Origin of the sequence: Micromonospora vinacea, from assembly GCF_015751785.1 — a bacterium.
GTDB lineage: Bacteria > Actinomycetota > Actinomycetes > Mycobacteriales > Micromonosporaceae > Micromonospora > Micromonospora vinacea.
This window is the reverse complement of sequence record NZ_JADOTY010000001.1, coordinates 7,200,204-7,223,696: the sequence shown is the minus strand read 5'-3', so window position 1 is coordinate 7,223,696 and position 23,493 is coordinate 7,200,204. Positions and strand designations below refer to the sequence as shown.

The 23,493-nt window shown below is 71.7% G+C and carries 20 protein-coding genes; 15 read left to right on the top strand and 5 right to left on the bottom strand.

The window, feature by feature from the left end:
* Nucleotides 1-96: 96 nt before the first annotated feature.
* The 5 genes from IW249_RS33540 to IW249_RS33520 all read left to right on the top strand — a co-directional run bounded on the left by IW249_RS33540 (nucleotide 97) and on the right by IW249_RS33520 (nucleotide 5,288).
* On the top strand, nucleotides 97-612 hold the full coding sequence (locus tag IW249_RS33540; RefSeq protein ID WP_184187997.1) for a MarR family winged helix-turn-helix transcriptional regulator: 516 nt from the start codon (nucleotides 97-99) through the stop codon (nucleotides 610-612).
* 3 nt (nucleotides 613-615) lie between these two features.
* The gene (locus IW249_RS33535) at nucleotides 616-2,295 is read left to right on the top strand and encodes a CocE/NonD family hydrolase (RefSeq protein WP_196924438.1); all 1,680 of its coding nucleotides are present in this window, start codon (nucleotides 616-618) and stop codon (nucleotides 2,293-2,295) included.
* 158 nt (nucleotides 2,296-2,453) lie between these two features.
* Nucleotides 2,454-3,329, top strand: coding sequence for a hypothetical protein (locus tag IW249_RS33530; RefSeq protein ID WP_196924437.1), 876 nt, complete (start codon nucleotides 2,454-2,456; stop codon nucleotides 3,327-3,329).
* Nucleotides 3,330-3,435: 106 nt separating this feature from the next.
* Nucleotides 3,436-4,011, top strand: coding sequence for an ArsR/SmtB family transcription factor (locus IW249_RS33525; RefSeq protein WP_196924436.1), 576 nt, complete (start codon nucleotides 3,436-3,438; stop codon nucleotides 4,009-4,011).
* Nucleotides 4,008-5,288, top strand: a complete 1,281-nt coding sequence (locus tag IW249_RS33520; RefSeq protein WP_196924435.1) for an MFS transporter — start codon at nucleotides 4,008-4,010, stop codon at nucleotides 5,286-5,288. Before IW249_RS33525 ends, IW249_RS33520 begins: the two co-directional genes overlap by 4 nt.
* A 49-nt stretch (nucleotides 5,289-5,337) precedes the next feature.
* Here the strand turns inward: IW249_RS33520 and IW249_RS33515 are convergent, their stop codons facing one another.
* Nucleotides 5,338-5,541 carry a cold-shock protein gene (locus tag IW249_RS33515; RefSeq protein ID WP_007462771.1) on the bottom strand — a complete coding sequence of 68 codons (204 nt, stop codon included), beginning with the start codon at nucleotides 5,539-5,541 and terminating at the stop codon, nucleotides 5,338-5,340.
* A gap of 193 nt (nucleotides 5,542-5,734) precedes the next feature.
* Between IW249_RS33515 and IW249_RS33510 the strand changes: the two genes are divergently transcribed.
* Nucleotides 5,735-6,418, top strand: a complete 684-nt coding sequence (locus tag IW249_RS33510; RefSeq protein ID WP_372433019.1) for a class I SAM-dependent methyltransferase — start codon at nucleotides 5,735-5,737, stop codon at nucleotides 6,416-6,418.
* 101 nt (nucleotides 6,419-6,519) lie between these two features.
* Entirely contained in the window at nucleotides 6,520-7,128 is a 609-nt protein-coding gene (locus tag IW249_RS33505; protein ID WP_196924434.1) for a DedA family protein, read from the top strand.
* 240 nt (nucleotides 7,129-7,368) lie between these two features.
* Here IW249_RS33505 and IW249_RS33500 read toward each other — a convergent pair whose 3' ends face one another.
* Entirely contained in the window at nucleotides 7,369-8,022 is a 654-nt protein-coding gene (locus tag IW249_RS33500) for an MBL fold metallo-hydrolase (RefSeq protein ID WP_196924433.1), read from the bottom strand.
* A 7-nt stretch (nucleotides 8,023-8,029) separates the two neighbouring features.
* Nucleotides 8,030-8,746, bottom strand: coding sequence for a maleylpyruvate isomerase family mycothiol-dependent enzyme (locus IW249_RS33495; protein ID WP_196924432.1), 717 nt, complete (start codon nucleotides 8,744-8,746; stop codon nucleotides 8,030-8,032).
* 178 nt (nucleotides 8,747-8,924) lie between these two features.
* On the opposite strand from IW249_RS33495, the gene rsgA reads away from it, so the two are divergent.
* The 5 genes from rsgA to IW249_RS33470 all read left to right on the top strand — a co-directional run bounded on the left by rsgA (nucleotide 8,925) and on the right by IW249_RS33470 (nucleotide 17,653).
* Nucleotides 8,925-9,995, top strand: a complete 1,071-nt coding sequence (gene rsgA / locus IW249_RS33490) for a ribosome small subunit-dependent GTPase A (protein WP_196924431.1) — start codon at nucleotides 8,925-8,927, stop codon at nucleotides 9,993-9,995.
* A gap of 239 nt (nucleotides 9,996-10,234) precedes the next feature.
* Complete coding sequence (gene uvrA, locus IW249_RS33485) at nucleotides 10,235-13,180, top strand: excinuclease ABC subunit UvrA (RefSeq protein ID WP_196924430.1); 2,946 nt, start codon at nucleotides 10,235-10,237, stop codon at nucleotides 13,178-13,180.
* 159 nt (nucleotides 13,181-13,339) lie between these two features.
* On the top strand, nucleotides 13,340-13,825 hold the full coding sequence (locus IW249_RS33480) for a Rieske (2Fe-2S) protein (RefSeq protein ID WP_196924429.1): 486 nt from the start codon (nucleotides 13,340-13,342) through the stop codon (nucleotides 13,823-13,825).
* Nucleotides 13,826-14,012: 187 nt separating this feature from the next.
* Entirely contained in the window at nucleotides 14,013-16,073 is a 2,061-nt protein-coding gene (gene uvrC / locus IW249_RS33475) for an excinuclease ABC subunit UvrC (RefSeq protein ID WP_307788792.1), read from the top strand.
* 917 nt (nucleotides 16,074-16,990) lie between these two features.
* Complete coding sequence (locus IW249_RS33470; RefSeq protein WP_196919247.1) at nucleotides 16,991-17,653, top strand: C39 family peptidase; 663 nt, start codon at nucleotides 16,991-16,993, stop codon at nucleotides 17,651-17,653.
* A 61-nt stretch (nucleotides 17,654-17,714) separates the two neighbouring features.
* On the opposite strand, the gene recQ is transcribed toward IW249_RS33470, so the two are convergent.
* Both recQ and IW249_RS33460 read right to left on the bottom strand, forming a co-directional pair.
* Nucleotides 17,715-19,559, bottom strand: coding sequence for a DNA helicase RecQ (recQ, locus tag IW249_RS33465; protein ID WP_196924428.1), 1,845 nt, complete (start codon nucleotides 19,557-19,559; stop codon nucleotides 17,715-17,717).
* Nucleotides 19,560-19,635: 76 nt separating this feature from the next.
* A complete protein-coding gene (locus tag IW249_RS33460; protein WP_091403656.1) occupies nucleotides 19,636-19,980 on the bottom strand; it encodes a hypothetical protein in 345 nt (114 codons plus the stop codon).
* A 253-nt stretch (nucleotides 19,981-20,233) separates the two neighbouring features.
* Here IW249_RS33460 and rapZ point away from each other — a divergent pair, with 253 nt between their 5' ends.
* From rapZ to whiA, 3 genes are read left to right on the top strand one after another with little or no spacing between them, the layout of a single operon-like run.
* Nucleotides 20,234-21,136, top strand: coding sequence for an RNase adapter RapZ (gene rapZ / locus IW249_RS33455; protein ID WP_196925089.1), 903 nt, complete (start codon nucleotides 20,234-20,236; stop codon nucleotides 21,134-21,136).
* Nucleotides 21,133-22,200 carry a gluconeogenesis factor YvcK family protein gene (locus IW249_RS33450; RefSeq protein ID WP_196924427.1) on the top strand — a complete coding sequence of 356 codons (1,068 nt, stop codon included), beginning with the start codon at nucleotides 21,133-21,135 and terminating at the stop codon, nucleotides 22,198-22,200. The genes rapZ and IW249_RS33450 overlap by 4 nt, the downstream gene beginning before the upstream one ends.
* Before the next feature lie 54 nt (nucleotides 22,201-22,254).
* Nucleotides 22,255-23,235 (top strand): DNA-binding protein WhiA, encoded by a 981-nt coding sequence (gene whiA / locus IW249_RS33445; RefSeq protein ID WP_053656981.1) that lies wholly within the window; start codon nucleotides 22,255-22,257, stop codon nucleotides 23,233-23,235.
* The last annotated feature ends 258 nt before the right edge of the window (nucleotides 23,236-23,493 follow it).

The window sequence follows — 23,493 nt, the reverse complement described above, 5'->3', positions numbered from 1 at the left end:
CGAGTATCTTGATAGCCGAGATTATCCAGAGCTGTTCTATGCTGCAACCCGGGGGACCGACGACGGGAAGAGCGGCGCGAGGTGGCGACTCACGGCATGTACCGACGGCGCGACACGCGCCGCGAGCAGCTGGTCGCGGAGATCACCAACAACCTTCGGCGGTACGCGGTGGACGCCCAACAGGTCGGCCACGCCTTCGCCAACCTGCACGGCCTCAACCCGACCGACCTCCAGGCGTTGATCGCGGTGATGGACGCCGAGCTGCTCGGTGACCCCATCACCCCCGGCCGCCTCGGTGAGCAGCTCAACCTCTCCTCCGGCTCGGTCACGGCCCTGATCGACCGGCTGGAACGGGCCGGGCACATCCGCCGCGACCGGGACACCGTCGACCGGCGCAAGGTGCTGCTGCACTACGCCGACCAGGGCGCCGCCCTGGCCATGGAGTTCTTCCAACCGCTGGGCGCCCGTACCGACACGGTGATGGCCCGCTTCGGCGAGGACGAGCTGGAGGTCGTGCACCGGTTCATGGCCGAGATGAGCGAGTCGCTGCGGGGGCACCGCGACGCGGTGCGCGCCGCCCGGCCGGAGTCACCCCGCCGACCGACGGGCTGACCGGTGCCGGACCGGCTCGTCACCCGCCTCGCCAGCGCCGCGCTGCGCCTGCCACCGACCCGCCCCGGCCCGGTGCGGGTCACCCGTGACCTCCCGGTGCGGGCCCGCGACGGTGTGGTGCTGCGTACCGATCACTACGCCCCGGCCGTCGGCCCCGCGCCGACAGTGCTGATCCGCACCCCCTACGGGCGCGGTGGGCCCCTGCGGCTGCTCGGTCGGCTGCTCGCCGCCCGTGGTCGACACGCGGTGATCCAGTCCTGCCGCGGCACCGGTGGCTCCGGTGGGACGTTCGCCCCGCTGGTGCACGAGCGCGACGACGGGGTGGACACCCTGGACTGGCTGCGTCGCCAACCCTGGTGGTCCGGGCAGCTCGGCATGTTCGGGGTCAGCTACCAGGGCTTCGCGCAGTGGGCACTGGCCGCCGACGCCGGCGAGGAACTGCGCGCCATGGTCGCCGTGGTGACCGCCTCGGCCACCCGCGACTCGACGTACGCGGGGGAGTCCTTCGCCCTGGACACCGTGCTGACCTGGGCCGAGCTGCTGCACGCGCAGACCGTGCCGTGGCTGGCCCGGCAGTGGGAACTCAAGCGTGGGCAGCCCCGCCTGGCCGCCGCGCTGGAGCACCTCCCGCTGGCCGACGCCGACCGGGTGGCCACCGGGGTGACCATCCCGTTCTTCCAGGAGTGGCTGCGCCACCACACCCCGCAGGCCGCGTACTGGCGGACCCGGGTCTTCGCCGACCGGGTCGCCCAGGTGCGGGCGCCGGTGGTCATGGTCACCGGTTGGCACGACATCTTCCTGCCCGCCCAGCTCGACGACCACGCCGTGCTGCGCGCCGCCGGCACACCGTCGCGCCTGGTGATCGGCCCGTGGACGCACGGCAGCCCCGGCCTGTTCGTGGCCGCGCTGCGCGAGGGGTTGGCCTGGCTCGACGAGCACCTCCCGGCCGCGCCCCGACCGAACGGGCGGGCACGGTCAACCGTGCCACCCGTCCGGCTGTACGTCGGCGGGGCCGGCGGTGGCTGGCGGGACCTGCCGGACTGGCCGCCACCGGCGGTCGAGACCGCCTGGCACCTGCAACCCGGTGGTGGGCTGGCGGCGCGCCCTCCGGTCGCGTCGACGCCGGACGAGTTTCGCTACGACCCCGCCGACCCCACTCCGTCGCTGGGCGGGCCACTGCTCGTCGCCCAGCGGGCCGGCCCGGTGGACAACCGGAGCGTCGAGGCCCGGCGCGACGTGCTGACCTACACCAGCGCCCCGCTGACCGGGCCGGTCGAGGTGGTCGGCCCGGTCCGCGCCGAGATCCACGTCCGCAGCGACCTGCCGTACCTGGACGTCTTCGTTCGTCTGTGCGACGTGGACCGCCGGGGTCGCTCGTGGAACGTGTGCGACGGTCTGGTGCGGGTCACCCCCGAACGGTTCCCCGCCGACCCCTCCGGGGCGCTGCGGATTCCGGTGCCGCTCTGGCCGACCGCGTACCGGTTCGCCTCCGGGCACCGGCTGCGGGTGCAGGTCTCCGGTGGCGCCCATCCACGGTGGGCCCGCAACCCCGGCACCGGGGAACCCCTCGGCGCGGCGGTGACGCTGCGTGCCGGCCAGCGGCAGGTTCTGCACGACCCGGCACATCCCTCGGCGCTGCTGCTACCGATCGTCCACTCTGCCCCACCGCAACCTCCAATCTGAACAGACCCATCCTGAGCTGGGCGTTTGCCGAAAACGCGGGCTATGGTTGAGTCAACGCCCGGCGCCGTGCACCAGTAGGCCGGGCTCGTCCGAAGCCCAGCACCGCGTACGCGGTGTGATGTCGTGCCCGGTCCCCACCTCTCGGAAAGGGGGACCCCATGACCCGGGCCCCGGCTAATCTTCTGGCCGTCCGAAGCCTCCTCCTCACTCACCTCGACAACGCCCCCGGGCCGGACGACCTGGACCCGGGCGAGGTCGGCATCGTCGGCGACTCGGCCCACCGGGGCGGCTACCACTGCGGATCGGACCGGGTGGTGACCAACGACTACTCGGTGGTCGAGTCGCCCCGCGACCGGGCCGGGCTGACCCTCGACGCGGCGGCGCTGGATGTCGGCCAGTTCGACGTCCGCTCCGGTGGCCGTACCAACACCCTGGCCAGCTTCTCGGTCTGGTGTGTGGCGCAGTGCGCCGCGAACGCTGCCGACACCCGGGACATCCGGGAGATCATCTACAGCCCCGACGGCACCACTGTGAAGCGGTGGGATCGCCTCGGCAAGCGCACCAGCGGCGACAGCTCACACCGCTGGCACACCCACTTCAGCTTCTTCCGCGACGCCATCAAGGCGGGCCGCGACCAGCGGCCCCTGTTCCGCCGCTACCTCAGCTCCATCGGACTCCTGGAGGACGACGACATGACCCCCGAAGAGCACAACTGGCTGGCCACCGTCCACAAGAACCTCACCAGGCTGGACGGCCGTAACCCGGTCGGGCAGATCTACACCCGGATGGCGATGGGTGAGGACGTCACCGTCCCGAACTACAAACCGGCCCACCCGACGCTCAGGACGCTCGCCGCTCAGCTGACCGCGGTGCAGACGGCGCTGACGGCGCTGTCCAACCAGGACTTCACCGACGAACCGGCGATCGTCCAGGGCGTGCTGGCCTCGCTGACGCCGGAGAAGATCGCCGCGGCCATCCCACCCACAATGGCCAAGCAGGTCGCCGACGAGCTGGCCCGCCGGCTGGCCGCCTGAGCGAGGGGCGGCCCGAGGCCGCCGGGCCGCCCCTCTTGGCGCATCCGCAACAGCTGTTGAGCAACAACCATTGCACAAGAGTTGTTGCGGATGTCATGCTGTCGGCATGGACAGCTCCGACGTACGCCAGATCACCGACTCCCGGGTGCTGGCCGCCATGTCCCACCCCCTGCGCCGACGGCTGATGGACGTGTTCAAGGTCCACGGGCCCTCCACCGTCGGGATGCTCGCCGAGCGCACCGACCAGGCCCCCGCGAACGTCAGCCACCACCTCAAGGTCCTCGCCAACGCGGATCTCGTCACCGAGGCGCCCGAGCTGGCCCGGGACCGGCGCGAGCGGTGGTGGCGCCTGGTCACCCGAGGGCTGCGCTGGTCCAACGCCGACTTCGACGCCGACCCGGCCGCCCGGGCGGCCGCCGACGCCGCCACCTCGCTCAACCTGGACCGACACGTCGCCCTGGCACGGGCCTGGCACGCCGCCGACGAGGTCGAGCAGGCATCCTGGCACGACGCCGCGTTCTCCACCGACCACTGGCTGCGCCTCACACCCGAGGAACTGGCCGAGCTGAGCCGCGAGATGATCGACCTTCTCGCGCGCTGGGCCAACCGGGAGCTGCCCGACGACGACGCCGAGCGCAGGCCGGTCTTCGTGTTCGTCCACGGCGTGCCGGCCCGCCCGTGACCACAGTCACCCGCGGTGGCCCGACCGACGCCCGGCCGACCGGCGGGCTGCTGCGCCACCGCGACTTCCGACTGCTCTGGGCCGGCCAGGCGGTCAGCAGCGTCGGCAGCAACGTCACCACTGTCGCGTTGCCCCTGGTCGCGGTCGCCGTCCTCGACGCCGGCACCTTCCAGGTGGCGGTGCTCACCGCCGCGGCCTGGCTTCCCTGGTTGCTGATCGGTCTGCCGGCCGGTGCGTGGGTCGACCGGCTGCCCCGACGACCGGTGATGGTGGTCTGCGACCTGCTCTGCGCGGCGGCCTTCCTCAGCGTGCCGCTGGCCGCCCTGCTGGGCCGGCTCACCGTCGCGCAGCTGCTGGTGGTCGCCCTCAGCGCCGGCGCCGCACGGGTCTTCTTCGAAACCGCCGACCAGGTCTACCTGCCGGTGCTGCTGCGACCGGGTCAACTGCCGGAGGGCAACGCCAAGCTCCAGGCGACCCAGACCGTCAGCTACGTCGTCGGCCCCGGCCTCGCCGGCCTGATCGCCCAGCTCACCGGTGCCGTCGCCGCACTGCTGCTGGACGCGCTCACGTTCCTGCTCTCCGCGGTGTTCCTGCTGCGCATCCGCACCCGCGAACCACGCGCACGCCGCGCGGAGCGGTCCCGATCGCTGCGCCGGGACATCATCGAGGGGCTGCGCTTCGTCATCCGGGACCCGTACCTGCGGGTGCTCACGGTTTTCGGCGCGGCCAGCAACATCGGGCTGACCGGCTACCAGGCCGTCCTGGTGGTGTTCCTGGTGCGTGACCTGCGTCTCGAGCCGGGCCTGGTGGGCGCACTCGTCGGCGTGATGAGTGCCGGCGGGATCATCGGAGCGCTGGTCGCCACCACTGTGGCCCGGCGCTGCGGCACCGCGCGCGCCCTGCTGATCGCGGCGGCGCTCACCGGCCCGCCCGCGCTGCTCATCCCCCTCGCCGCGCCCGGCATCGGGCTGGCCTGGCCGGCCCTCGGCGGCCTGCTGATCGGCCTGGGGGTGGCCATCGGCAACGTGGTGAAGGGCGCCTTCCGGCAGACGTACACGCCGCACCACCTGCTGGGCCGGGTGACGGTGAGCATGCATCTGCTCAACTACGGCACGATCCCGCTGGCAGCCGTGCTGGCCGGTGTGATCGGCGCGCGCTACGGCGTCGGGACGGCAATCGTCGTGATGACCGCCTGGCTGGCGCTCACCCCGTTGATTCTGTTCGTTGGGCCAATCCGGAGGCGGCGGGACCTGCCCGCCGCCCCGGTGGCGTCTTGAGTGCGCTGCGACGGCGGCCGGAGAACCGACCGCCGCCACCGGCACGGAGCTACATCGGGCGGACGTTGTCCGCCTGCGGACCCTTCTGCCCCTGGGTCACCTCGAACTCGACCTTCTGGCCCTCGTTGAGCTCCCGGTAGCCGCTCGAAGCGATGGCGGAGTAGTGGACGAACACGTCCGGCCCTCCACCGTCCTGCTCGATGAAGCCGAAGCCCTTTTCCGAGTTGAACCACTTAACCGTGCCGGTTGCCATGCATCTCTCCCTGTTCAAAGCGGCTGACCCTCGGCCTCTGGCCGATGATCGCCCGTACCTGTTCGACAGTAACGGGCAAAACCCCGATCCGCTGGCCGAAGTGCCGTAGGTCTTTGACTGAACTCGGGTGAACTCTGCGCGGCGGCATGCGAAACCCGCCCCGACCAACCGCCGCTGGGGCATGCTTGCGCCGATGAGGGATGCCGCAGCCGACGCGCTGACCGAGCTGGAACGCGAGATCAACTCGCCCGGCGCCGGTCTGGACCGGCTCCGGTTGATGCCCACCCCGTTCGTCCCCGAGGTGCGGCTGCACCTGGCCGAGGACGCGATCGTCTGGTGGGCCCGGATGGAAGCCGTCGCGGGGCACGCGCTGCCGGCGCCGTACTGGGCGTCCGCCTGGGCCGGCGGGCAGGCCCTGGCCCGCCACCTCCTGGACCACCCGGAGCTGGCCGCCGGTCGCCGGGTGCTCGACCTCGCCTCCGGATCCGGGCTGGTGGCCATCGCCGCCGCGCTGGCCGGCGCCGCAGAGGTCACCGCGAACGACATCGACCCGTACGCCGTCGCCGCCGTCACCCTCAACGCCCGGGCCAACCACGTGGCCGTCGACGCCACCGGGGACGACCTGCTCGACAGCACCGAGGCGAAGGTCGACCTCGTGGTCGCCGGAGACGTCTTCTACGACCGCGCGATGGCCGACCGGGTACTGCCCTTCCTGCAGCGGGCCGCCGCCGCAGGCGCCGACGTGCTGGTCGGCGACCCCGGCCGCGGACACCTACCGACGGACCGCCTGAGCGTGCTGGCCGACTACCCGGTGCCCACGACCGAACCGTCGGTCGACTCGTCGCTACGCCACGTGCAGGTGCTGCGCCCCGTCTGAGGCGGTACCCCGACTCAGGGGCGACCCCGAGGCGGATACCAGGGGTCACTGGGGGCTACGACCCGATGTCCGAAGTGGCACATCGGCCATAGCGTCGACGCATGACGCAATGGCTGGCCCAGATCGGAGAACTACCGGTTCTGCTGCTGATGGGTGCGCTCGGGCTCGTCATGCTCTTCGACGCCGTACCCCTGCTGGGTGTCCTCATCCCCGGCGACATCGCGATCCTCGCCGCGGTCGGCGTCGGCCGCCCGAGCACCGGGCTGGCCACCTTCGCCGCGGTGCTGATCGGCTGCCTGGCCGGCTGGTCGCTGAGCTTCCTGATCGGCCGTCGCTACTCCGACCGGCTGCGCCACAGCCGCATCGGCGGCTGGATCGGCGAGACCCGCTGGACAGCGGCGGAAGGCATCCTGCGCCGCGGTGGCGGCCGGATGATGGTCGTCGCGCCGTTCCTGCCGGTCTTCAACGCGCTACTGCCACTGGCCGCCGGCGGGCTGCGGATGTCGTACCGCCGATTTCTCGGCTGCGCGACGATCGGCGCGGCCGCCTGGGCCGGTCTCTACCTCGCTCTGGGCACCGCGTCGCGGTCGGTGGCCGCGCTGCTGCCGGGCGACCCCAGCCCGCTGGTGGTCACGATGGGGGTCGGGCTGGTGCTGGCCTCCGTCGCGTTGCTGGGGGCGCGGCGGCGGTTGTTCGCCGTCGTCGGCTGAGTTGTCTTCGTGCCGGGGGCACGGGGGTGTGGGGGCGTTTGGAGCCGGGTTGCGGTGGGTGGGGGCGGGGGCCCGCCGTACCCGGCTCCGGGCGGTCAGGCTTGATCCCTGCGCCGGGCACGGCGGGCCCCCGCCCCCGTCGTGGTTTCGGCTCGCGCGCGGAGTGCCACCACGTCGGTTGAGTTGTGATCTTGGTCGTGAACGGTCGACGGTTGGTGATCTTGATTGGTGGTGGGGGGGTTACCAGCCCCTTGCTTTCCACTGGGGGAGGGCGGGGCGTTCGGCACCCAGGGTGCTGTCCTTGCCGTGGCCCGGGTAGAACCAGGTGTCATCCGGTAGCTGGTCGAACAGCTTCTGCTCGACGTCACCGATCAACGCCGCGAAGCGTTCCGGGTCCTTGTCCGTGTTGCCAACGCCACCTGGGAAAAGGCTGTCCCCAGTAAAAAGATGCGGGGTGCCGGCCGGGTCCCGGTAGAGCAGCGCGATCGAACCCGGGGTGTGCCCCTTGATGTGGATGACCTCCAACGCGCAGTCGCCGACCGCCACGGTGTCGCCGTCGGCCAGCCGCTCCGCCTCGATCGGCAGCCCCACCGCGTCGTCGGCGTGCACCAGCGCCCGCGCACCGGTCTTGGCGACGACCTCCTCCAGCGCCACCCAGTGATCCATGTGCTGGTGGGTCGTCACCACGGCGGTGAGCCCACCGTCACCGATCAGTTCGAGCAACCGGGGGGCCTCGTTGGCGGCGTCGATCAACACCTGATCACCGGTGCCCGTGCACCGCAGCAGGTAGGCGTTGTTGTCCATCGGGCCCACCGAGAGCTTGCTGATGGTCAGCCCGTCCAGCTCCCGAACCGCCGGTGCGCCGCCGTGCGTGACGTCTCCGCTGTATGTCATGACGTTTCTAGATCCATTCCGGTGGAGTAGGCAGGGGACCGTCGGGGACGACGGAGAGCGGGGCGCCGTCGGCACGGCCGATCAGCCAGGCGGCGAGATCGGGGGCGGGACCGGCGACGATCGGGGCGCCGACGCGTTCCCCGATCACCACCTCGTGCTCGGTGCCGTCGAGGCGCAGCACCATCGACGGCGGTGTCGGCCCCATGGCGTGGTGGCTGGCCGCCTCGCGCAGCAGTCGGTGGGCGAACGTCTCCGACCAGTGCGCGGCCTGGTAGTCGGCGGCCAGATCGAGGTGGTGCACCTCGATCTCCCGCAGCCGACCCCAGACGAGCAACGCGGCCGGCCAGGGGCCCTTACGCGCCTGTACCGTCGCCGCCCAGGCGTCGGCCGGCATCGCCGCGACCGCCTCGGAGAACAGGTCCGCGGTGCGGCGCAGGTCGTCCAGATGCTCGGCCGGTGGCCGGCTCGAACCAGCTTCGATGTCCGCCGTGCGGGCCTCCAGCGAGGCGTACATCGGCAGCGCCTCCCCGGTGCGGGCCGAGGTGAGCAGGTTGACGAAGCCGTCGGCGTTGCGCGCCAGATGCGCCAGCACGTGGCCGCGCGTCCAGCCGGGCAACAGCGACGCGGCGGCAAGGTCCGCGGCGTCGAAAGACGCAGCGGTACGGAGTAGTCGGCTGGTGGCCGCGTCCACCTCGCCCATCAGCAGCAGCGGATCCGTGGTCACCCGTCGACCCTAGCGGTCCGCCGTCGCGCCGTCGCCGGGGAAATCGCTTTCGGCGCGTCGGCGCGCGACCTACCGTCAGCGGCAGACGCGGCACCGGGACATCGGACGGAGGTGGTGATCATGCCGGACGTGGCACGCGTGTTCCGCCATCACCAGCTTCGACACCGATGAGGATGCCATGACGATCGATCTGACCGCCCTCGGCTGGGACGCCGAGCGGACGGCGTACGCCGCACGCCGCGGCGAGCACCAGCCGGGGCGGGTGGCCCGGGTGGACCGTGGGGTCTGCACAGTGCTCAGCGCGGCCGGCCCGGTCCGGGCCAGCCTGGGTGGGGCGGTGCTGGCCGCCGCGGCGCGGGACCCGTCCGCGCTGCCCTGCGCCGGGGACTGGGTACTGCTCACCCACTGGCCGGACCGCCGCGTCACAGTGGAGGTGGTGCTGCCGCGGCGCGGCGCGCTGATCCGGCGTACCGCGGGCAAGGACGCCAGCGGCCAGGTGCTGGCCGCCAACCTCGACGCCGCCGCCGTGGTGGAGCCGGTGCACCCCGAACCGGACGTGGGCCGGATCGAGCGGCTGCTCTCCCTGGCCCACGAGTCCGGCGCCCGGCCCCTGGTCGTACTGACCAAGGCGGACCTCGCGGCCGACCCGGCCGCGCTGGCCCGCCAGCTGGCCGCGGTCGCCCCCGGAGTGCCGGTGCTGCCGGTCAGCGCCGAACTCGGCCTCGGGCTGGACCCACTGCGCGCCGAGGTGGCGCCCGGCCGCACGCTCGGCCTGCTCGGCCCGTCCGGGGCGGGCAAGTCGAGCCTGGTCAACGCGCTCGTCGGGGCGGTGATGATGCCCACCCAGGCGATCCGGCGCGTCGACGGCAAGGGTCGGCACACCACCACCTGGCGGGCGCTCGTACCGATCCCCGGCGGCGGGGCGGTGATCGACACACCCGGCGTGCGGGCGGTCGGCCTGCTGGACGGCGCGGTCGGGCTCGACCGGGCATTCGCCGACATCGCCGGGCTGGCCGAGGGCTGCCGGTACGCCGACTGCGGCCACGACGGCGAGCCCGCCTGCGCGGTCCGGGAGGCGCTGCACACCGGCGAACTCTCCACCCGCCGGTGGGAGAGCTGGCGACGGCTGCAGGGTGAGGTGGCCCACGAGAGCCGACGGCGGGAGGCCCGGGTGGCGGCCGAGCGGCGCGGCGGGTGGCGTTCGGCCCGACGCCGGGCGGCGCGTCCGCCGACGCCCGGCGGCTTCTGACCGGGCGCCCGCCGACGCGCGGGCGCCCGGGCTTCCGGGTGGCGCGTGTTTTCGGGTGGCCCGGGCTTCCGGATGGCGCGGCCGACCGGGCTGAGCTGGGGGAATGTGCGGGCGAGGGAAACTGTCGTACCTCGGGGCTAGAGTTGCCGAGGCGTGTTTTCCGCGCCCGCACGACCGCTCAAGACCACCCAGAGCGGGACACATCCTTCGCTTTTTCTTCTCCCGGGAGTACACGCACCGTGGCCGACCGACTGATCATCCGTGGCGCGCGCGAGCACAACCTGCGTGACGTCAGTCTCGACCTGCCCCGGGACGCACTCATCGTGTTCACCGGGCTGTCCGGGTCGGGCAAGTCGAGCCTGGCCTTCGACACGATCTTCGCCGAGGGGCAGCGCCGCTACGTCGAGTCGCTCTCCTCGTACGCCCGGCAGTTCCTCGGCCAGATGGACAAGCCGGACGTCGACTTCATCGAGGGCCTGAGCCCGGCCGTCTCGATCGACCAGAAGTCCACCTCGCGTAACCCGCGTTCGACTGTCGGCACCATCACCGAGGTCTACGACTACCTGCGCCTGCTCTACGCCCGCATCGGTGAGCCGCACTGCCCGGTCTGCGGCGAGCGCATCTCCCGGCAGAGCCCGCAGCAGATCGTCGACCGGGTCCTCGCCATGGCCGAGGGCACCAAGTTCATGGTGCTCGCCCCGGTGATCCGCGGCCGCAAGGGCGAATATGTCGACCTCTTCGCCGAGCTGCAGGCCAAGGGCTACGCCCGGGCCCGGGTCGACGGCGTGGTGCACCCGCTGACCGAGCCGCCGAAGCTCAAGAAGCAGGAGAAGCACACCATCGAGGTGGTGATCGACCGGCTCACCGTCAAGCCGAGCGCCAAGCAGCGGCTCACCGACTCGGTCGAGGCCGCGCTGGGCCTCTCCAGTGGCCTCGTCCTGCTCGACTTCGTCGACCTCCCCGAGGACGACCCGGACCGCGAGCGCCGCTACTCCGAGCACCTGGCCTGCCCCAACGACCACCCGCTCGCCATCGAGGATCTCGAGCCGCGGGTCTTCTCCTTCAACGCGCCCTACGGCGCCTGCCCGGAGTGCACCGGCCTGGGCACGAAGAAGGAGGTCGACCCGGAGCTGCTGGTCCCCGACCCGGAGCGCAGCCTGCGTGAGGGCGCCATCCAGCCCTGGTCCACCGGGCACAACCTGGAATACTTCCTGCGCCTGCTGGAGGCGCTCGGCGAGGCCCAGCACTTCGACATCGACACGCCGTGGCGGGCGTTGCCGGCGCGGGCGCAGAAGACGATCCTGCACGGCTCCGACGACCAGGTGCACGTGCGCTACCGCAACAAGTACGGCCGCGAGCGCTCCTACTACACCGGCTTCGAGGGCGTGGTGCAGTGGATCGAGCGCCGGCACTCCGACACCGAGTCCGAGTGGTCCCGCGACAAGTACGAGGGCTACATGCGCGACGTGCCGTGCGCGGCGTGCGGCGGTGCCCGGCTCAAGCCCGAAGTGCTCGCTGTCACGTTGGCCGGCAAGAGCATCGCCGAGGTCTGCAACCTGTCCGTGGGGGAGTGCGCCGATCTGCTCGCCGGCATCGAGCTGACCGACCGGCAGAAGATGATCGCCGAGCGGGTCCTCAAGGAGATCAACGCCCGGCTGCGGTTCCTGCTCGACGTCGGCCTGGACTACCTCTCCCTGGACCGCCCGGCCGGCACGCTCTCCGGCGGTGAGGCGCAGCGCATCCGGCTGGCCACCCAGATCGGTTCCGGCCTGGTGGGCGTGCTCTACGTGCTCGACGAGCCGTCGATCGGGCTGCACCAGCGCGACAACCACCGGCTGATCGAGACCCTGATCCGGCTGCGCGGGCTGGGCAACACGCTGATCGTGGTCGAGCACGACGAGGACACCATCCGCACCGCCGACTGGATCGTCGACATCGGGCCGGGCGCGGGTGAGCACGGCGGCAAGATCGTGCACAGCGGTTCGGTGCCGGCGCTGCTGAAGAACAAGGAGTCGATCACCGGGGCGTACCTGTCGGGTCGCCGGTCGATCCCGACGCCGACGGGCCGCCGTCCGCAGGATCCGGCCCGCGAGCTGGTGGTGCACGGCGCGCGGGAGCACAACCTGCGCAACCTGACCGTCTCGTTCCCGCTGGGCCAGCTGATCGCTGTCACCGGGGTCAGCGGCTCGGGCAAGTCGACGCTGGTCAACGACATCCTGTACGCGGTGCTGGCCAACCAGATCAACGGCGCCCGGCTGGTGCCCGGCCGGCACACCCGGGTCTCCGGTCTGGAGCACGTGGACAAGGTCGTCGGCGTGGACCAGTCGCCGATCGGCCGGACGCCGCGCTCCAACCCGGCCACCTACACCGGAGTCTGGGACCACGTCCGCAAGCTGTTCGCCGAGACGACCGAGGCGAAGGTACGCGGCTACGGCCCGGGACGGTTCTCCTTCAACGTCAAGGGCGGGCGCTGCGAGGCGTGCTCGGGTGACGGCACCATCAAGATCGAGATGAACTTCCTCCCCGACGTGTACGTCCCCTGCGAGGTCTGCAAGGGCGCCCGGTACAACCGGGAGACCCTGGAGGTGCACTACAAGGGCAAGACCGTCTCGGACGTGCTGGAGATGCCGATCGAGGAGGCCGCCGAGTTCTTCTCCGCCATCCCGGCCATCCACCGGCACCTCAAGACGCTCGTCGACGTCGGCCTGGGCTACGTCCGCCTCGGTCAGCCCGCGCCGACCCTCTCCGGTGGTGAGGCGCAGCGGGTCAAGCTCGCCTCCGAGCTGCAGAAGCGCTCCACCGGGCGGACGGTCTACGTGCTCGACGAGCCGACCACCGGTCTGCACTTCGAAGACATCCGCAAGCTGCTGATGGTGCTGGAAGGGCTTGTCGACAAGGGCAACACGGTGATCACCATCGAGCACAACCTCGACGTGATCAAGACCGCGGACTGGCTGATCGACATGGGTCCCGAGGGTGGTCACCGCGGCGGCACCGTGCTCGCCACCGGCACCCCCGAGGAGGTCGCCGAGGTGGCCGAGAGTCACACCGGCGAGTTCCTGCGCCAGGTGCTCAAGCTCGACGGCAAGGCCAAGGGTGCGGCTGCCGCCACCACCCGGGCCGCCAAGGCCAACGGCGCGACCAAGGCGCGGGCCAGCCGTAAGGTGCCGGCCGGGGCGCGCTGACCTCTGTGCGTGTTCGCGTGGCGGGGCGGGTCGGTCGACGACCCGCCCCGCCCCATTTGCCGGGTCGGACGAATGCCGCGATGAACCATCCGGCACAGTTGCCCGTGTGGAGAAGTGTGGCCGGCTATCGACCGGCAGCGGGCTAGAGAGAGGCGAGGCATGAGTGACGATCAGGCGCTGACCGGTCCGGGTACGCAGACACGCCGTACCCTGCTCACCGGCGTCGGGGCGGTCGGCGCGGCCGTCGTCCTGGCTGCCTGCGGCAGCGACGACGGCGGCAGCGGCAGTGACGCACCCACCAGTGGCGGCCCCGCCGTGCCCAGCACGGGTGACGCCGGCGGCGGCGACCGCCAGGGTTCCCAGTCGTTGGCCACCACCGCCGACATCCCGGTCGGTGGCGGCAAGGTCCTCGCCGCCGAAGGTGTGGTCATCACCCAGCCCACGGCCGGCCAGTTCAAGGGCTTCAGCCCGATCTGTACGCACCAGAACTGCCCGGTGACGAACGTCGACGGCGGCACCATCAACTGCACCTGCCACGGCAGCAAGTTCTCGATCGAGGACGGCTCGGTGAAGGGCGGCCCGGCCACAAAGCCGCTGCCGCCGAAGAACATCAAGGTCACCGGCGACCAGATCTCGCTGGCCTGATCCGACGCGGGGCCAGCGGGCTGGCCCCGCCGCCGGACGCTGACCGGCCGGTCGGCCCGGCGCCGCACTATCGAATCGCGTTTCGGCAAGTCGGGGTGTCTGCGGTGTGCCGACACCCCGACTTCCCGGACGCGGAGTGGATCACGCTTGCGGTGGGCTGTCGGTGCTGCGGACTAGGCTTGTTGGCGTGGCTGACCCCTCGACCTACCGTCCCGCACCCGGCACCATCCCGGAGCTACCGGGGGTCTACCGCTTCCGCGACGGCACCGGCCGGGTGATCTACGTCGGCAAGGCGCGAAATCTGCGCAGCCGACTCAACTCCTACTTCGGCGACGTCTGGAACCTGCACGAGCGCACCCGGCAGATGGTCACCACCGCCGAGTCGGTGGACTGGATCACCGTCGGCACCGAGGTCGAGGCGCTCCAGCAGGAGTTCACCTGGATCAAGCAGTACGACCCGCGGTTCAACGTCCGCTACCGCGACGACAAGTCGTACCCCTATCTCGCCGTCACCCTCGACGAGGAGTACCCACGGCTGCAGGTGATGCGCGGCGCCAAGCGCAAGGGCGTGCGGTACTTCGGCCCCTACTCGCACGCCTGGGCCATCCGGGAGACCCTCGACCTGCTGCTGCGGGTGTTCCCCGCGCGGACGTGCTCCGCCGGGGTGTTCAAGCGGGCCGGCCAGGTCGGTCGTCCCTGCCTGCTGGGCTACATCGGCAAGTGCTCGGCGCCGTGCGTCGGCACCGTCTCCGCCGACGAACACCGGGCCATCGTCGACGGGTTCTGCGACTTCATGGCCGGGCGCACCGACACCATGGTCCGCAAGATCGAACGCGAGATGACCGAGGCGAGTGAGCAGCTGGAGTTCGAGCGGGCCGCCCGGCTGCGCGACGACGTGGCCGCACTGCGCCGGGCCATGGAGAAGCAGACAGTGGTGCTCGGCGACGGCACCGACGCGGACGTCGTCGCGTTCGCAGACGACCCACTCGAGGCTGCCGTGCAGGTCTTCCACGTCCGCGACGGTCGGGTCCGCGGCCAGCGCGGCTGGGTGGTGGAGAAGACCGAGGATCTGACCACCGGAGACCTGGTGCACCACTTCTGCACCCAGGTGTACGGCGGCGAGCACGGTGAGGCCGACGTGCCTCGCGAACTGTTGGTGCCCGAGCTGCCCGCGGACGCTGACGCGCTGGCCGAATGGCTCTCCAACCACCGGGGCAGTCGGGTGTCGCTGCGGGTGCCGCAACGTGGCGACAAGCGCTCCCTGATGGAGACGGTGGAGCGCAACGCCAAGGACGCGCTGGCCCGGCACAAGCTGAAGCGCTCCGGTGACCTGACCACCCGGGGCAAGGCACTGGACGAGATCAGCGAGGCGCTGGGCATGAGCACCTCGCCGCTGCGCATCGAGTGTTTCGACATCTCCCAGATCCAGGGCACCGACGTGGTCGCCAGCATGGTGGTCTTCGAGGACGGGCTGCCCCGCAAGAGCGAGTACCGGCGGTTCATCGTCCGGGGCGCCACCGACGACCTCTCCGCGATGTCCGAGGTGCTCCGGCGCCGCTTCGCCCGCTACCTGGACGCCAGGGCCGAGACGGGCGAGGTGGGCGTGGAGTCGGCCGACGACTCGGCCGCCCCGGGAGGCGCCGTCGATCCGCAGGTCGGTGTCCTGATCGACCCGACCACCGGCCGGCCCCGAAAATTCGCGTACCCGCCGCAGCTGGTGGTCGTCGACGGCGGCGCCCCACAGGTCGCGGCCGCCGCGCAGGCGCTCGCCGACCTGGGCATCGACGACGTGGCCCTGTGCGGGCTCGCCAAGCGGCTGGAGGAGGTGTGGCTCCCGGACGACGAGTTCCCGGTCATCCTCCCGCGCACCTCCGAGGGGCTCTACCTGCTGCAACGGGTGCGCGACGAGGCCCACCGGTTCGCCATCACCTTCCACCGGCAACGCCGCTCCAAGCGGATGACCGAGTCGGCGCTGGACCACGTACCCGGCCTGGGTGAGGTGCGTCGCAAGGCGCTGCTGCGGCACTTCGGCTCACTCAAGCGACTCTCGGCCGCGACGGTCGAGGAGATCACCGAGGTGCCGGGGGTGGGTCGGCGCACCGCCGAGGCGATCCTGGCCGCCCTGGACACTGACACGAAGGCCGGCGACGGCGCGGAGGCGAAGGCCGGCGACGGCACAACGGCTAAGGCCGGCGACGGCACAACGGCGAAGGCCGGCGACGGCGCGGAGGCGAAGCCCAGCACCTGAGCGCGGCTCGCGCTCGCCCTCGTCGGGTGGTCGCGACCCGCATGATCGTGCTCGATCCTTGTTGTAGTGGCCTCGTGGCATGGGGAAGGCCCTGTTTCCTGGATCGAGCGCGATCTTGGGCTGGGTTCGCGCGGTGTTTCTATCCCGAAGTGGGCCTGCGCGCGTGGCGATCTGCACCCGGGGTGGCGCTCCGCGCCGGGGCATGTCCACGATCTGCGCACTATCGGTGAAAGCGCTGCCTCACGGCGTGCCGAGGCAGCACTTTCACCGACGTTGCGCGGATCTTGGGGCGGAGCGGCGTGGTGTGGGTTTCAGGCAGGGCGGTGGGTTCGGGGCTGGGTCGGTTTGGGCCGGGCCGGGTCGGGCCGGGCCGGGTCGGGCCGGGTGCACCAACGGCGCAGACCGGCTTGATCCACTCGGCTTTCATGATGTCGGGGTATCCCCGGCACCTGGACGCCGCGTTTTCCATGAACCCGAGTCGATCACCCCGCCCTGACCGCCATGTCCGTTTCGCCGGCTGGGTGCCTTGTCCGGTTTGACCCCGGCTGTCGGGTGGTCGGGGCCACCCCGACGGTGGAATCGGCGGCCGGCCGGGGTCGTTATACCTGGCATGCCACCGCGACCGCCGGGTCGTGGGGCCACGGTAGCCGCCGGGAACATCCGGCAGGCCGCCCCGGTTACATCCCCGCACGGCCGAGCACCACAACGGCCAGCGGCCGAGCACCACAACGGCCAGCGGCCGAGCACCACAACGGCCGACCCCCAGCAGGTAGGCGGAATGACCCGCCACCGGCAACCGTTACACCCTGTCCCGACGCCGACCTCCCTCGCGGGTCGCCGGGCAACAAGCTTTCCCCGCACGACCACACCCCCTGAGGTGGTGCGGGCACACCCCCGATGCAGAGGAGCACGCCATCATGCGTACCGATCTGATCCGTAAGACCGCCCTGACCGCCGCCGGCCTCGCGTTCACCGGAGGCGCCATCGCCGGCCCCGTCACCACCGCCTTCGCCGCCCCCACCACCGGCAAGCCGGCCACCCAGACCCAGACCGACCGCAAGGGCCACGGCGAGCGCGAGTTGGGTGTGCGCTACGAGGCGCAGCCGAACTTCTACTACTGCGGCCCCGCCGCCACCCGTAACGCCCTGTCCGTGCAGGGTAAGGACATCAACGTCGATGACATGGCCAAGGAGATGGGCACCACCGAGGCCGGCACCAACTCCATCAACGACATCACCCCCGTGCTGAACAAGGAAACCGGCAAGAACGACGCCTACCGGTCGGTCGAGATCAGCACCCCCGACGCCAACACCAAGCAGACCGACACGCTGCGCGCCGACATCGTCAAGACCGTCGACGACGGCCGGGCCGTGGTCGCCAACATCGCCGGCACCAGCACCGACACCGACGGCGGCGTGCACTCCTACGAGGGCGGGCACTACATCAGCGTCGTCGGCTACCGCGACAACGGCAACACGGTGAAGATCGCCGACTCCGCCGACCCGAACACCGCCTCCTACTGGATCAGCGTCGAGCACCTCGCGGACTGGATCGCCACCCGCGGCTACGCCACCAGCTGACCCACCGCACCACGACGAAGGGCCGGACCCCACCACCGGGGTCCGGCCCTTCGGCATGACGTCAGTCGGTGGCGAGGACGGCCAGGATCTGCTCGCCGTACTTGGCGAGTTTGTTCTCGCCGACGCCGCTGACCCGGGACAGCTCGGCCAGTGTGCTGGGCGCGTCGCTGGCGATCTGTCGCAGCGTGGCGTCGTGGAAGATCACGTACGCCGGGACGCCCTGCTCCTTGGCGGTGGTCGCGCGCCAGCCGCGCAGCCGCTCGAACAGTGACGCGGCGGCCGGGGTCAGCTCGGCCACGACTGTGGACGCGCCACGCGGCTTCGATGAGCGGCTCGACGCCGGCTTCTCCGGCTCACGCCGCAGGGTGACCGTGCGGCGGCGGCCGAGGACGTCGGCGCTCGCCTCGGTGAGCGCCAGCGTGCCGTAGTCGCCCTCCACGGCGAGCAGCCCTTCGGCGAGCAGTTGCCGGACCACGCCCCGCCACTCGGCCTCGCTGAGCTCGGCGCCGATGCCGAATACCGTCAGCGAGTCGTGACCGTACTGGCTGATCTTGTCGGTCTGCTTGCCGAGCAGGATGTCGATGCAGTGCCCGGCGCCGAAGCGTTGGTTGCGTTCGCGGTCGAGCCGGAAGACGGCGGAGAGCAACTTCTGGGCGGGGACGGTGCCGTCCCAGGACTCCGGTGGGGTGAGGCAGGTGTCGCAGTTGCCGCAGGCGGCGGTCGTCGTCTCGCCGAAGTATTCGAGCAGTTGGACCCGTCGGCAGCGCACCGTCTCGCAGAGGGCCAGCATCGCGTCCAGGTGCGCGGCCAGGTTGCGGCGGTGGGCGAGGTCGCCGTCGGACGTCTCGATCATCTTGCGTTGCTGGACCACGTCCTGCAGCCCGTAAGCCAGCCAGGCGGTGGACGGCAGGCCGTCGCGGCCGGCGCGGCCGGTTTCCTGGTAGTAGCCCTCGACGGACTTGGGTAGGTCGAGGTGGGCGACGAACCGGACGTCGGGCTTGTCGATGCCCATGCCGAAGGCGATGGTGGCCACCATGACCAGGCCGTCTTCCCGCAGGAAGCGCTGCTGGTTGGCGGCGCGGGTGCCCGCGTCAAGCCCGGCGTGGTACGGCAGGGCGGCGACCCCGTTGGCGGTGAGGAACTCCGCCGTCTTGTCGACCGAGGCCCGGGACAGGCAGTAGACGATGCCGGCGTCGCCGGGGTGCTCGTCGCGCAGCAGGGTCAGCAGCTGCTTGCGGGGCTCGCGCTTGGGCACGATCCGGTACTGGATGTTGGGCCGGTCGAAGCTGGCCACGAAGTGCCGGGCGTCGTCGAGCTTGAGCCGGGTCGCGATCTCGGTGCGGGTGGCGCTGGTCGCGGTGGCGGTCAGGGCGATGCGGGGCACCTGCGGCCAGCGCTCGTGCAGCATCGACAGCGCGAGATAGTCGGGGCGGAAGTCGTGCCCCCACTGGGACACGCAGTGCGCCTCGTCGATCGCGAACAGGGAGATGCGGCCCCGGTCGAGCAGGGCGAGGGTGGATCGGACGCCGAGCGCCTCCGGGGCCAGGTAGAGCAGGTCCAGCTCGCCGGCGACGAAGGCGGCCTCGACCCGCCGCCGGGCGTCCAGGGTCTGGGTCGAGTTGAGGAACCCGGCGCGTACGCCGACCGCGGTGAGGGCGTCGACCTGGTCCTGCATGAGCGCGATCAGCGGGGACACGACGACGGCGACCCCGTCGCGGACCAGGGCCGGGATCTGGTAGCACAGGGACTTGCCACCACCGGTGGGCATCAACACCAGCGCGTCGCCGCCGGCGACCACATGGTCGATCACGTCCTGCTGGAAACCACGGAACGCGTCGTAGCCGAAGACCCGGCCCAGCACGTCCAGGGCGTCGGAGGCGGCACGCAGGTCGGTGGGAGAAGCCATCCGGGGAGTCTACGAGCCCACCCCGACGGCGCCCGTCCGGCGCACCCGGGCCGGGTGCACCGGACGTGCGACGCGGTCAGCCGGGCTGGCTGGACCGGTTGGCCAGGCCGCGTGGCGGGGCCTTCATCCCGACCACGATGTCGACGATCTCGATGTAGCGGGCCTTGTTGCCCATTCGGAAGGCGGTGGCCGCCGCGTTGATCTCCTCGAGGGTGTCGGCCTCGACCATGGTGACCTGGTCGTACTTGCCGTTCACCCCGGTGCAGACGACGTGGGTGAGCTGCTTGGCGAAGCGGCCCAGGTCGCGGGCGTGCTCGGCGGAGATCTCGTGGATGCCCTCGCGGCCGAGGGCGAAGTACTCGGGGCTGATCCGCATGAACAGGAAACCGACGTACTTGTTCTTGTCCGCCAGGTCGTGCATCGCACCCTCCAGATGTCGGTCTGACCTGCGACGATCACGTTGAGCGTATTGACAACTACTGATCGTCATCAAGTGCCCTCGGGTGTCGGGAGGGCGACCGTCGAAGAGGTCAGCGGGCGCCGCCCGGCCACGGGTGCCGGGTCGCGACCCGGTGGCGGGATAGAGTCGCTGATTGACCAATCGCGGCCGAGGGCGGCCGCGGCGCCACGGCTTGGGGGTACGGGTGAGCGAGGCGCGCACAACCGGTGACCGGATCGACGGCCCGGATGCCGGTGACGAGCAGGTGGCGGCCGAGTCGGAGACCACCCTCGTGGTGGTCACCGGCCTCTCCGGGGGTGGCCGCAGCACTGTCGCCCGGGCGTTGGAGAACGTCGGCTACTACGTCGTGGACAACCTGCCGCAGGCCCTGATGCTGGACATGGCCGAGCTTGCGTTCAAGGCGGGCGGCGCGGCCCGGCGTACCGCCATGGTGCTGGACGTGCGGTCGCGGGCCTTCTCGACGGACCTGGCCGGGGCGATCCGGGAGCTCAAGGAGCGCGGGTTCTCGCCCCGGGTGGTCTTCGTCGACGCCGACGACGAGGTGCTGATCCGGCGGTTCGAGAGCGTTCGGCGTTCGCACCCGTTGCAGGGTGACGGGCGGCTGGCCGACGGCATCGCCGTGGAGCGCGGTCTGCTGGAGGAGGCCCGCGACCAGGCCGACGTGATCATCGACACCAGCCACCTGAACGTCAACCAGCTCCGGCGGCGCATCGAGGAGTTGTTCGGCGGCGAGGACGCCCGCCGGCTGCGGCTGACCGTGCTGTCGTTCGGCTTCAAGTACGGCCTTCCGCCGGACGCCGATTTCGTGCTGGACGCCCGCTTCCTGCCCAACCCGTACTGGGTGCCGGAGCTGCGTGAACACACCGGGCGGGAGGAGGCGGTCAGCGCGTACGTGCTGGGTCAGGAGGGCGCGGACGCCTTCGTGGCCTCGTACGCCGACCTGGTCAACGCCACCACGACCGGCTTCGAGCGGGAGGGCAAGCGCTACCTCACCGTCGCCGTGGGCTGCACCGGCGGCAAGCACCGCAGCGTGGCCATCTCCGAGGAGTTGGCCAGCCGACTGCGTCACTCCGGGCTGGCGGCGAACGCCCAGCACCGCGACCTGGGGCGGGAATGACGGCCCGGCGGGTGGTGGCGTTCGGCGGAGGGCACGGGCTGTCCGCCTCGTTGCGTGCGCTGCGCCACTGCGCTCCCGAACTCGACCTCGACATCACCGCTGTGGTCACTGTGGGCGACGACGGCGGCTCCAGTGGCCGGCTGCGGGCCGAGCGGGGCGGCCTGCCCCCGGGAGACCTGCGCCAGGCCCTGGTGGCGTTGGCCGGGGACCACCCGGCCACCCGGCGCAGCGCCGGGCTGTTCCAGCACCGCTTCGCCGCCGTACCGGTGGGCGTACCCGAAACTGGAGCGACCGAGCCGGGCCCGGCGGCGGGCGACGGCCCGGACCGCGACGGCGCGGCCCGGCGGGGCACCGACGGGGCGTCGGCCGGCACCGACGGTCTGACCGGTCACGCGGTGGGCAACCTGGTGCTCTGCGGCCTGATGGAGCTGCTCGGCGACCCGGTGGCCGCGCTGGAGCACGCCGGAGCGATGCTCGGCGCGGTCGGCAGGGTGTTGCCGATGTCCCGTCAACCGGTCGGCATCGAGGCGCGGGTACGCGGTGCCGACCCGGCCGCCCCCGACGAGGTGCGCACTGTGAGTGGCCAGCACCAGGTGGCCGTCACCACCGGGCGGGTCGAGTCGCTGCGTCTCACCCCGAGCGCCCCACCGGCCTGCGCCGAGGCCATCGAGGCGATCCGGGCGGCCGACTGGTTGATCTTCGGGCCGGGCAGTTGGTACACCAGCGTGCTTCCGCACCTGCTGGTGCCGCAGCTGGCCGACGCGATCGTGTCCACCTCGGCCCGGCGGCTGGTCACGCTGAACCTCGCCGCGGAGAAGGAGACCCTCGGGCTCTCCGTCGCCGACCATCTCGCGGCGCTGCACTGGTACCTGCCCGAGCTCAAGGTGGATCTTGTGCTCGCCGATGCCAAGGCGGTGGGTGACCCCGAACCGGTCGAACGTGCGGCAGAATCGCTGGGTGCCCGCCTGGTCCTCGCCCCCGTCGCCGTTGTCGACGGGACTCCCCGCCATGATCCGGCTGCCCTGGGCGCCGCGCTGGTGCCTGTCCTGGGCGCCGATCGTTAGACACGTACGTAATCTCCGGCGACACGCCGGAACAGGTCCGTGAGGGGACGCACAATGGCGATGACGGCCGCGGTCAAGGACGAGCTGAGTCGGGTCGACGTGCCCAAGCCCTGCTGCCGACGGGCGGAGATGGCCGCACTGCTGCGCTTCGCTGGCGGGCTGCACATCGTCTCCGGCCGCGTGGTGGTGGAGGCTGAACTGGACACCGGGGCGGTCGCCCGGCGGCTGCGCCGGGAGGTCGCCGAGGTCTACGGCTACCCCAGCGAGATCCACGTGCTGGCCTCCGGTGGGCTGCGCAAGGGCAGCCACTTCATCGTGCGGGTGGTCAAGGACGGCGAGGCCCTGGCGCGGCAGACCGGTCTGCTCGACGTGCGGGGTCGCCCCGTGCGCGGGCTGCCCCCGCACGTGGTGGCGGCCAACGTCTGCTGCGCGGTCTCCGCGTGGCGGGGCGCGTTCATGGCTCACGGCTCGCTCACCGAGCCGGGTCGCTCCAGCGCGCTGGAGATCACCTGCCCGGGGCCGGAGTCGGCGTTGGCGCTGGTCGGGGCGGCCCGCCGGATCGGCATCACCGCGAAGAACCGCGAGGTACGCGGGGTGGACCGGGTGGTCGTCAAGGACGGTGACGCGATCGCCGCGCTGCTCACCCGGATCGGCGCGCACTCCAGCGTGCTGGCCTGGGAGGAGCGCCGGGTACGCCGCGAGGTGCGGGCCACCGCCAACCGGCTCGCCAACTTCGACGACGCCAACCTGCGCCGTTCGGCGCGGGCAGCGGTCGCCGCCGCCGCCCGGGTCACCCGTGCGCTGGAGATCCTCGCCGACGAGGCGCCCAACCACCTGACCGACGCCGGTCGGCTGCGCCTGGAGCACCGGCAGGCGTCGCTGGAGGAGTTGGGGGCGCTGGCCGAGCCGCCGCTGACCAAGGACGCCATCGCGGGGCGGATCCGCCGGCTCCTGGCGTTGGCCGACAAGCGGGCCCGCGACCTTGGCATCCCGGATACGGAAGCAGCCGTCACGCCCGACATGCTCGTGGTCTGATAGGACGGTGGGGCCGCACGGTGCGTCCGGGAGCACGACCCGGCGCAGCGTGGTCTCGCGCGCTCGGATAGGGTCGCTGCGTACGGCAAGGGGGCCGACACCGGCATTCCTCGTCGTGCCCCACCGCCTCGGGCGGTCAGGTCCTCAGACCGCGCGGCGGGGTGGCCGAGATGAACCGTCGACGGCCGGCTCCAACGGTCGGCGCACACCATTCCCGCCGGCCCGTTGTCTGAAGCCGGCGGACCAGAACGCGAGGAG

Coding starts and splice junctions, on each gene's coding strand:
- IW249_RS33525 (WP_196924436.1), top strand. CDS start 3,436: ATGGACAGCTCCGACGTACGCCAGATCACCGACTCCCGGGTGCTGGCC.
- recQ (WP_196924428.1), bottom strand. CDS start 19,559: ATGGCTTCTCCCACCGACCTGCGTGCCGCCTCCGACGCCCTGGACGTG.
- IW249_RS33500 (WP_196924433.1), bottom strand. CDS start 8,022: ATGACATACAGCGGAGACGTCACGCACGGCGGCGCACCGGCGGTTCGG.
- IW249_RS33530 (WP_196924437.1), top strand. CDS start 2,454: ATGACCCGGGCCCCGGCTAATCTTCTGGCCGTCCGAAGCCTCCTCCTC.
- IW249_RS33540 (WP_184187997.1), top strand. CDS start 97: ATGTACCGACGGCGCGACACGCGCCGCGAGCAGCTGGTCGCGGAGATC.
- IW249_RS33515 (WP_007462771.1), bottom strand. CDS start 5,541: ATGGCAACCGGCACGGTTAAGTGGTTCAACTCGGAAAAGGGCTTCGGC.
- IW249_RS33510 (WP_372433019.1), top strand. CDS start 5,735: ATGAGGGATGCCGCAGCCGACGCGCTGACCGAGCTGGAACGCGAGATC.
- IW249_RS33460 (WP_091403656.1), bottom strand. CDS start 19,980: ATGCACGACCTGGCGGACAAGAACAAGTACGTCGGTTTCCTGTTCATG.
- IW249_RS33450 (WP_196924427.1), top strand. CDS start 21,133: ATGACGGCCCGGCGGGTGGTGGCGTTCGGCGGAGGGCACGGGCTGTCC.
- IW249_RS33505 (WP_196924434.1), top strand. CDS start 6,520: ATGACGCAATGGCTGGCCCAGATCGGAGAACTACCGGTTCTGCTGCTG.
- IW249_RS33470 (WP_196919247.1), top strand. CDS start 16,991: ATGCGTACCGATCTGATCCGTAAGACCGCCCTGACCGCCGCCGGCCTC.
- whiA (WP_053656981.1), top strand. CDS start 22,255: ATGGCGATGACGGCCGCGGTCAAGGACGAGCTGAGTCGGGTCGACGTG.
- IW249_RS33480 (WP_196924429.1), top strand. CDS start 13,340: ATGAGTGACGATCAGGCGCTGACCGGTCCGGGTACGCAGACACGCCGT.
- rsgA (WP_196924431.1), top strand. CDS start 8,925: ATGACGATCGATCTGACCGCCCTCGGCTGGGACGCCGAGCGGACGGCG.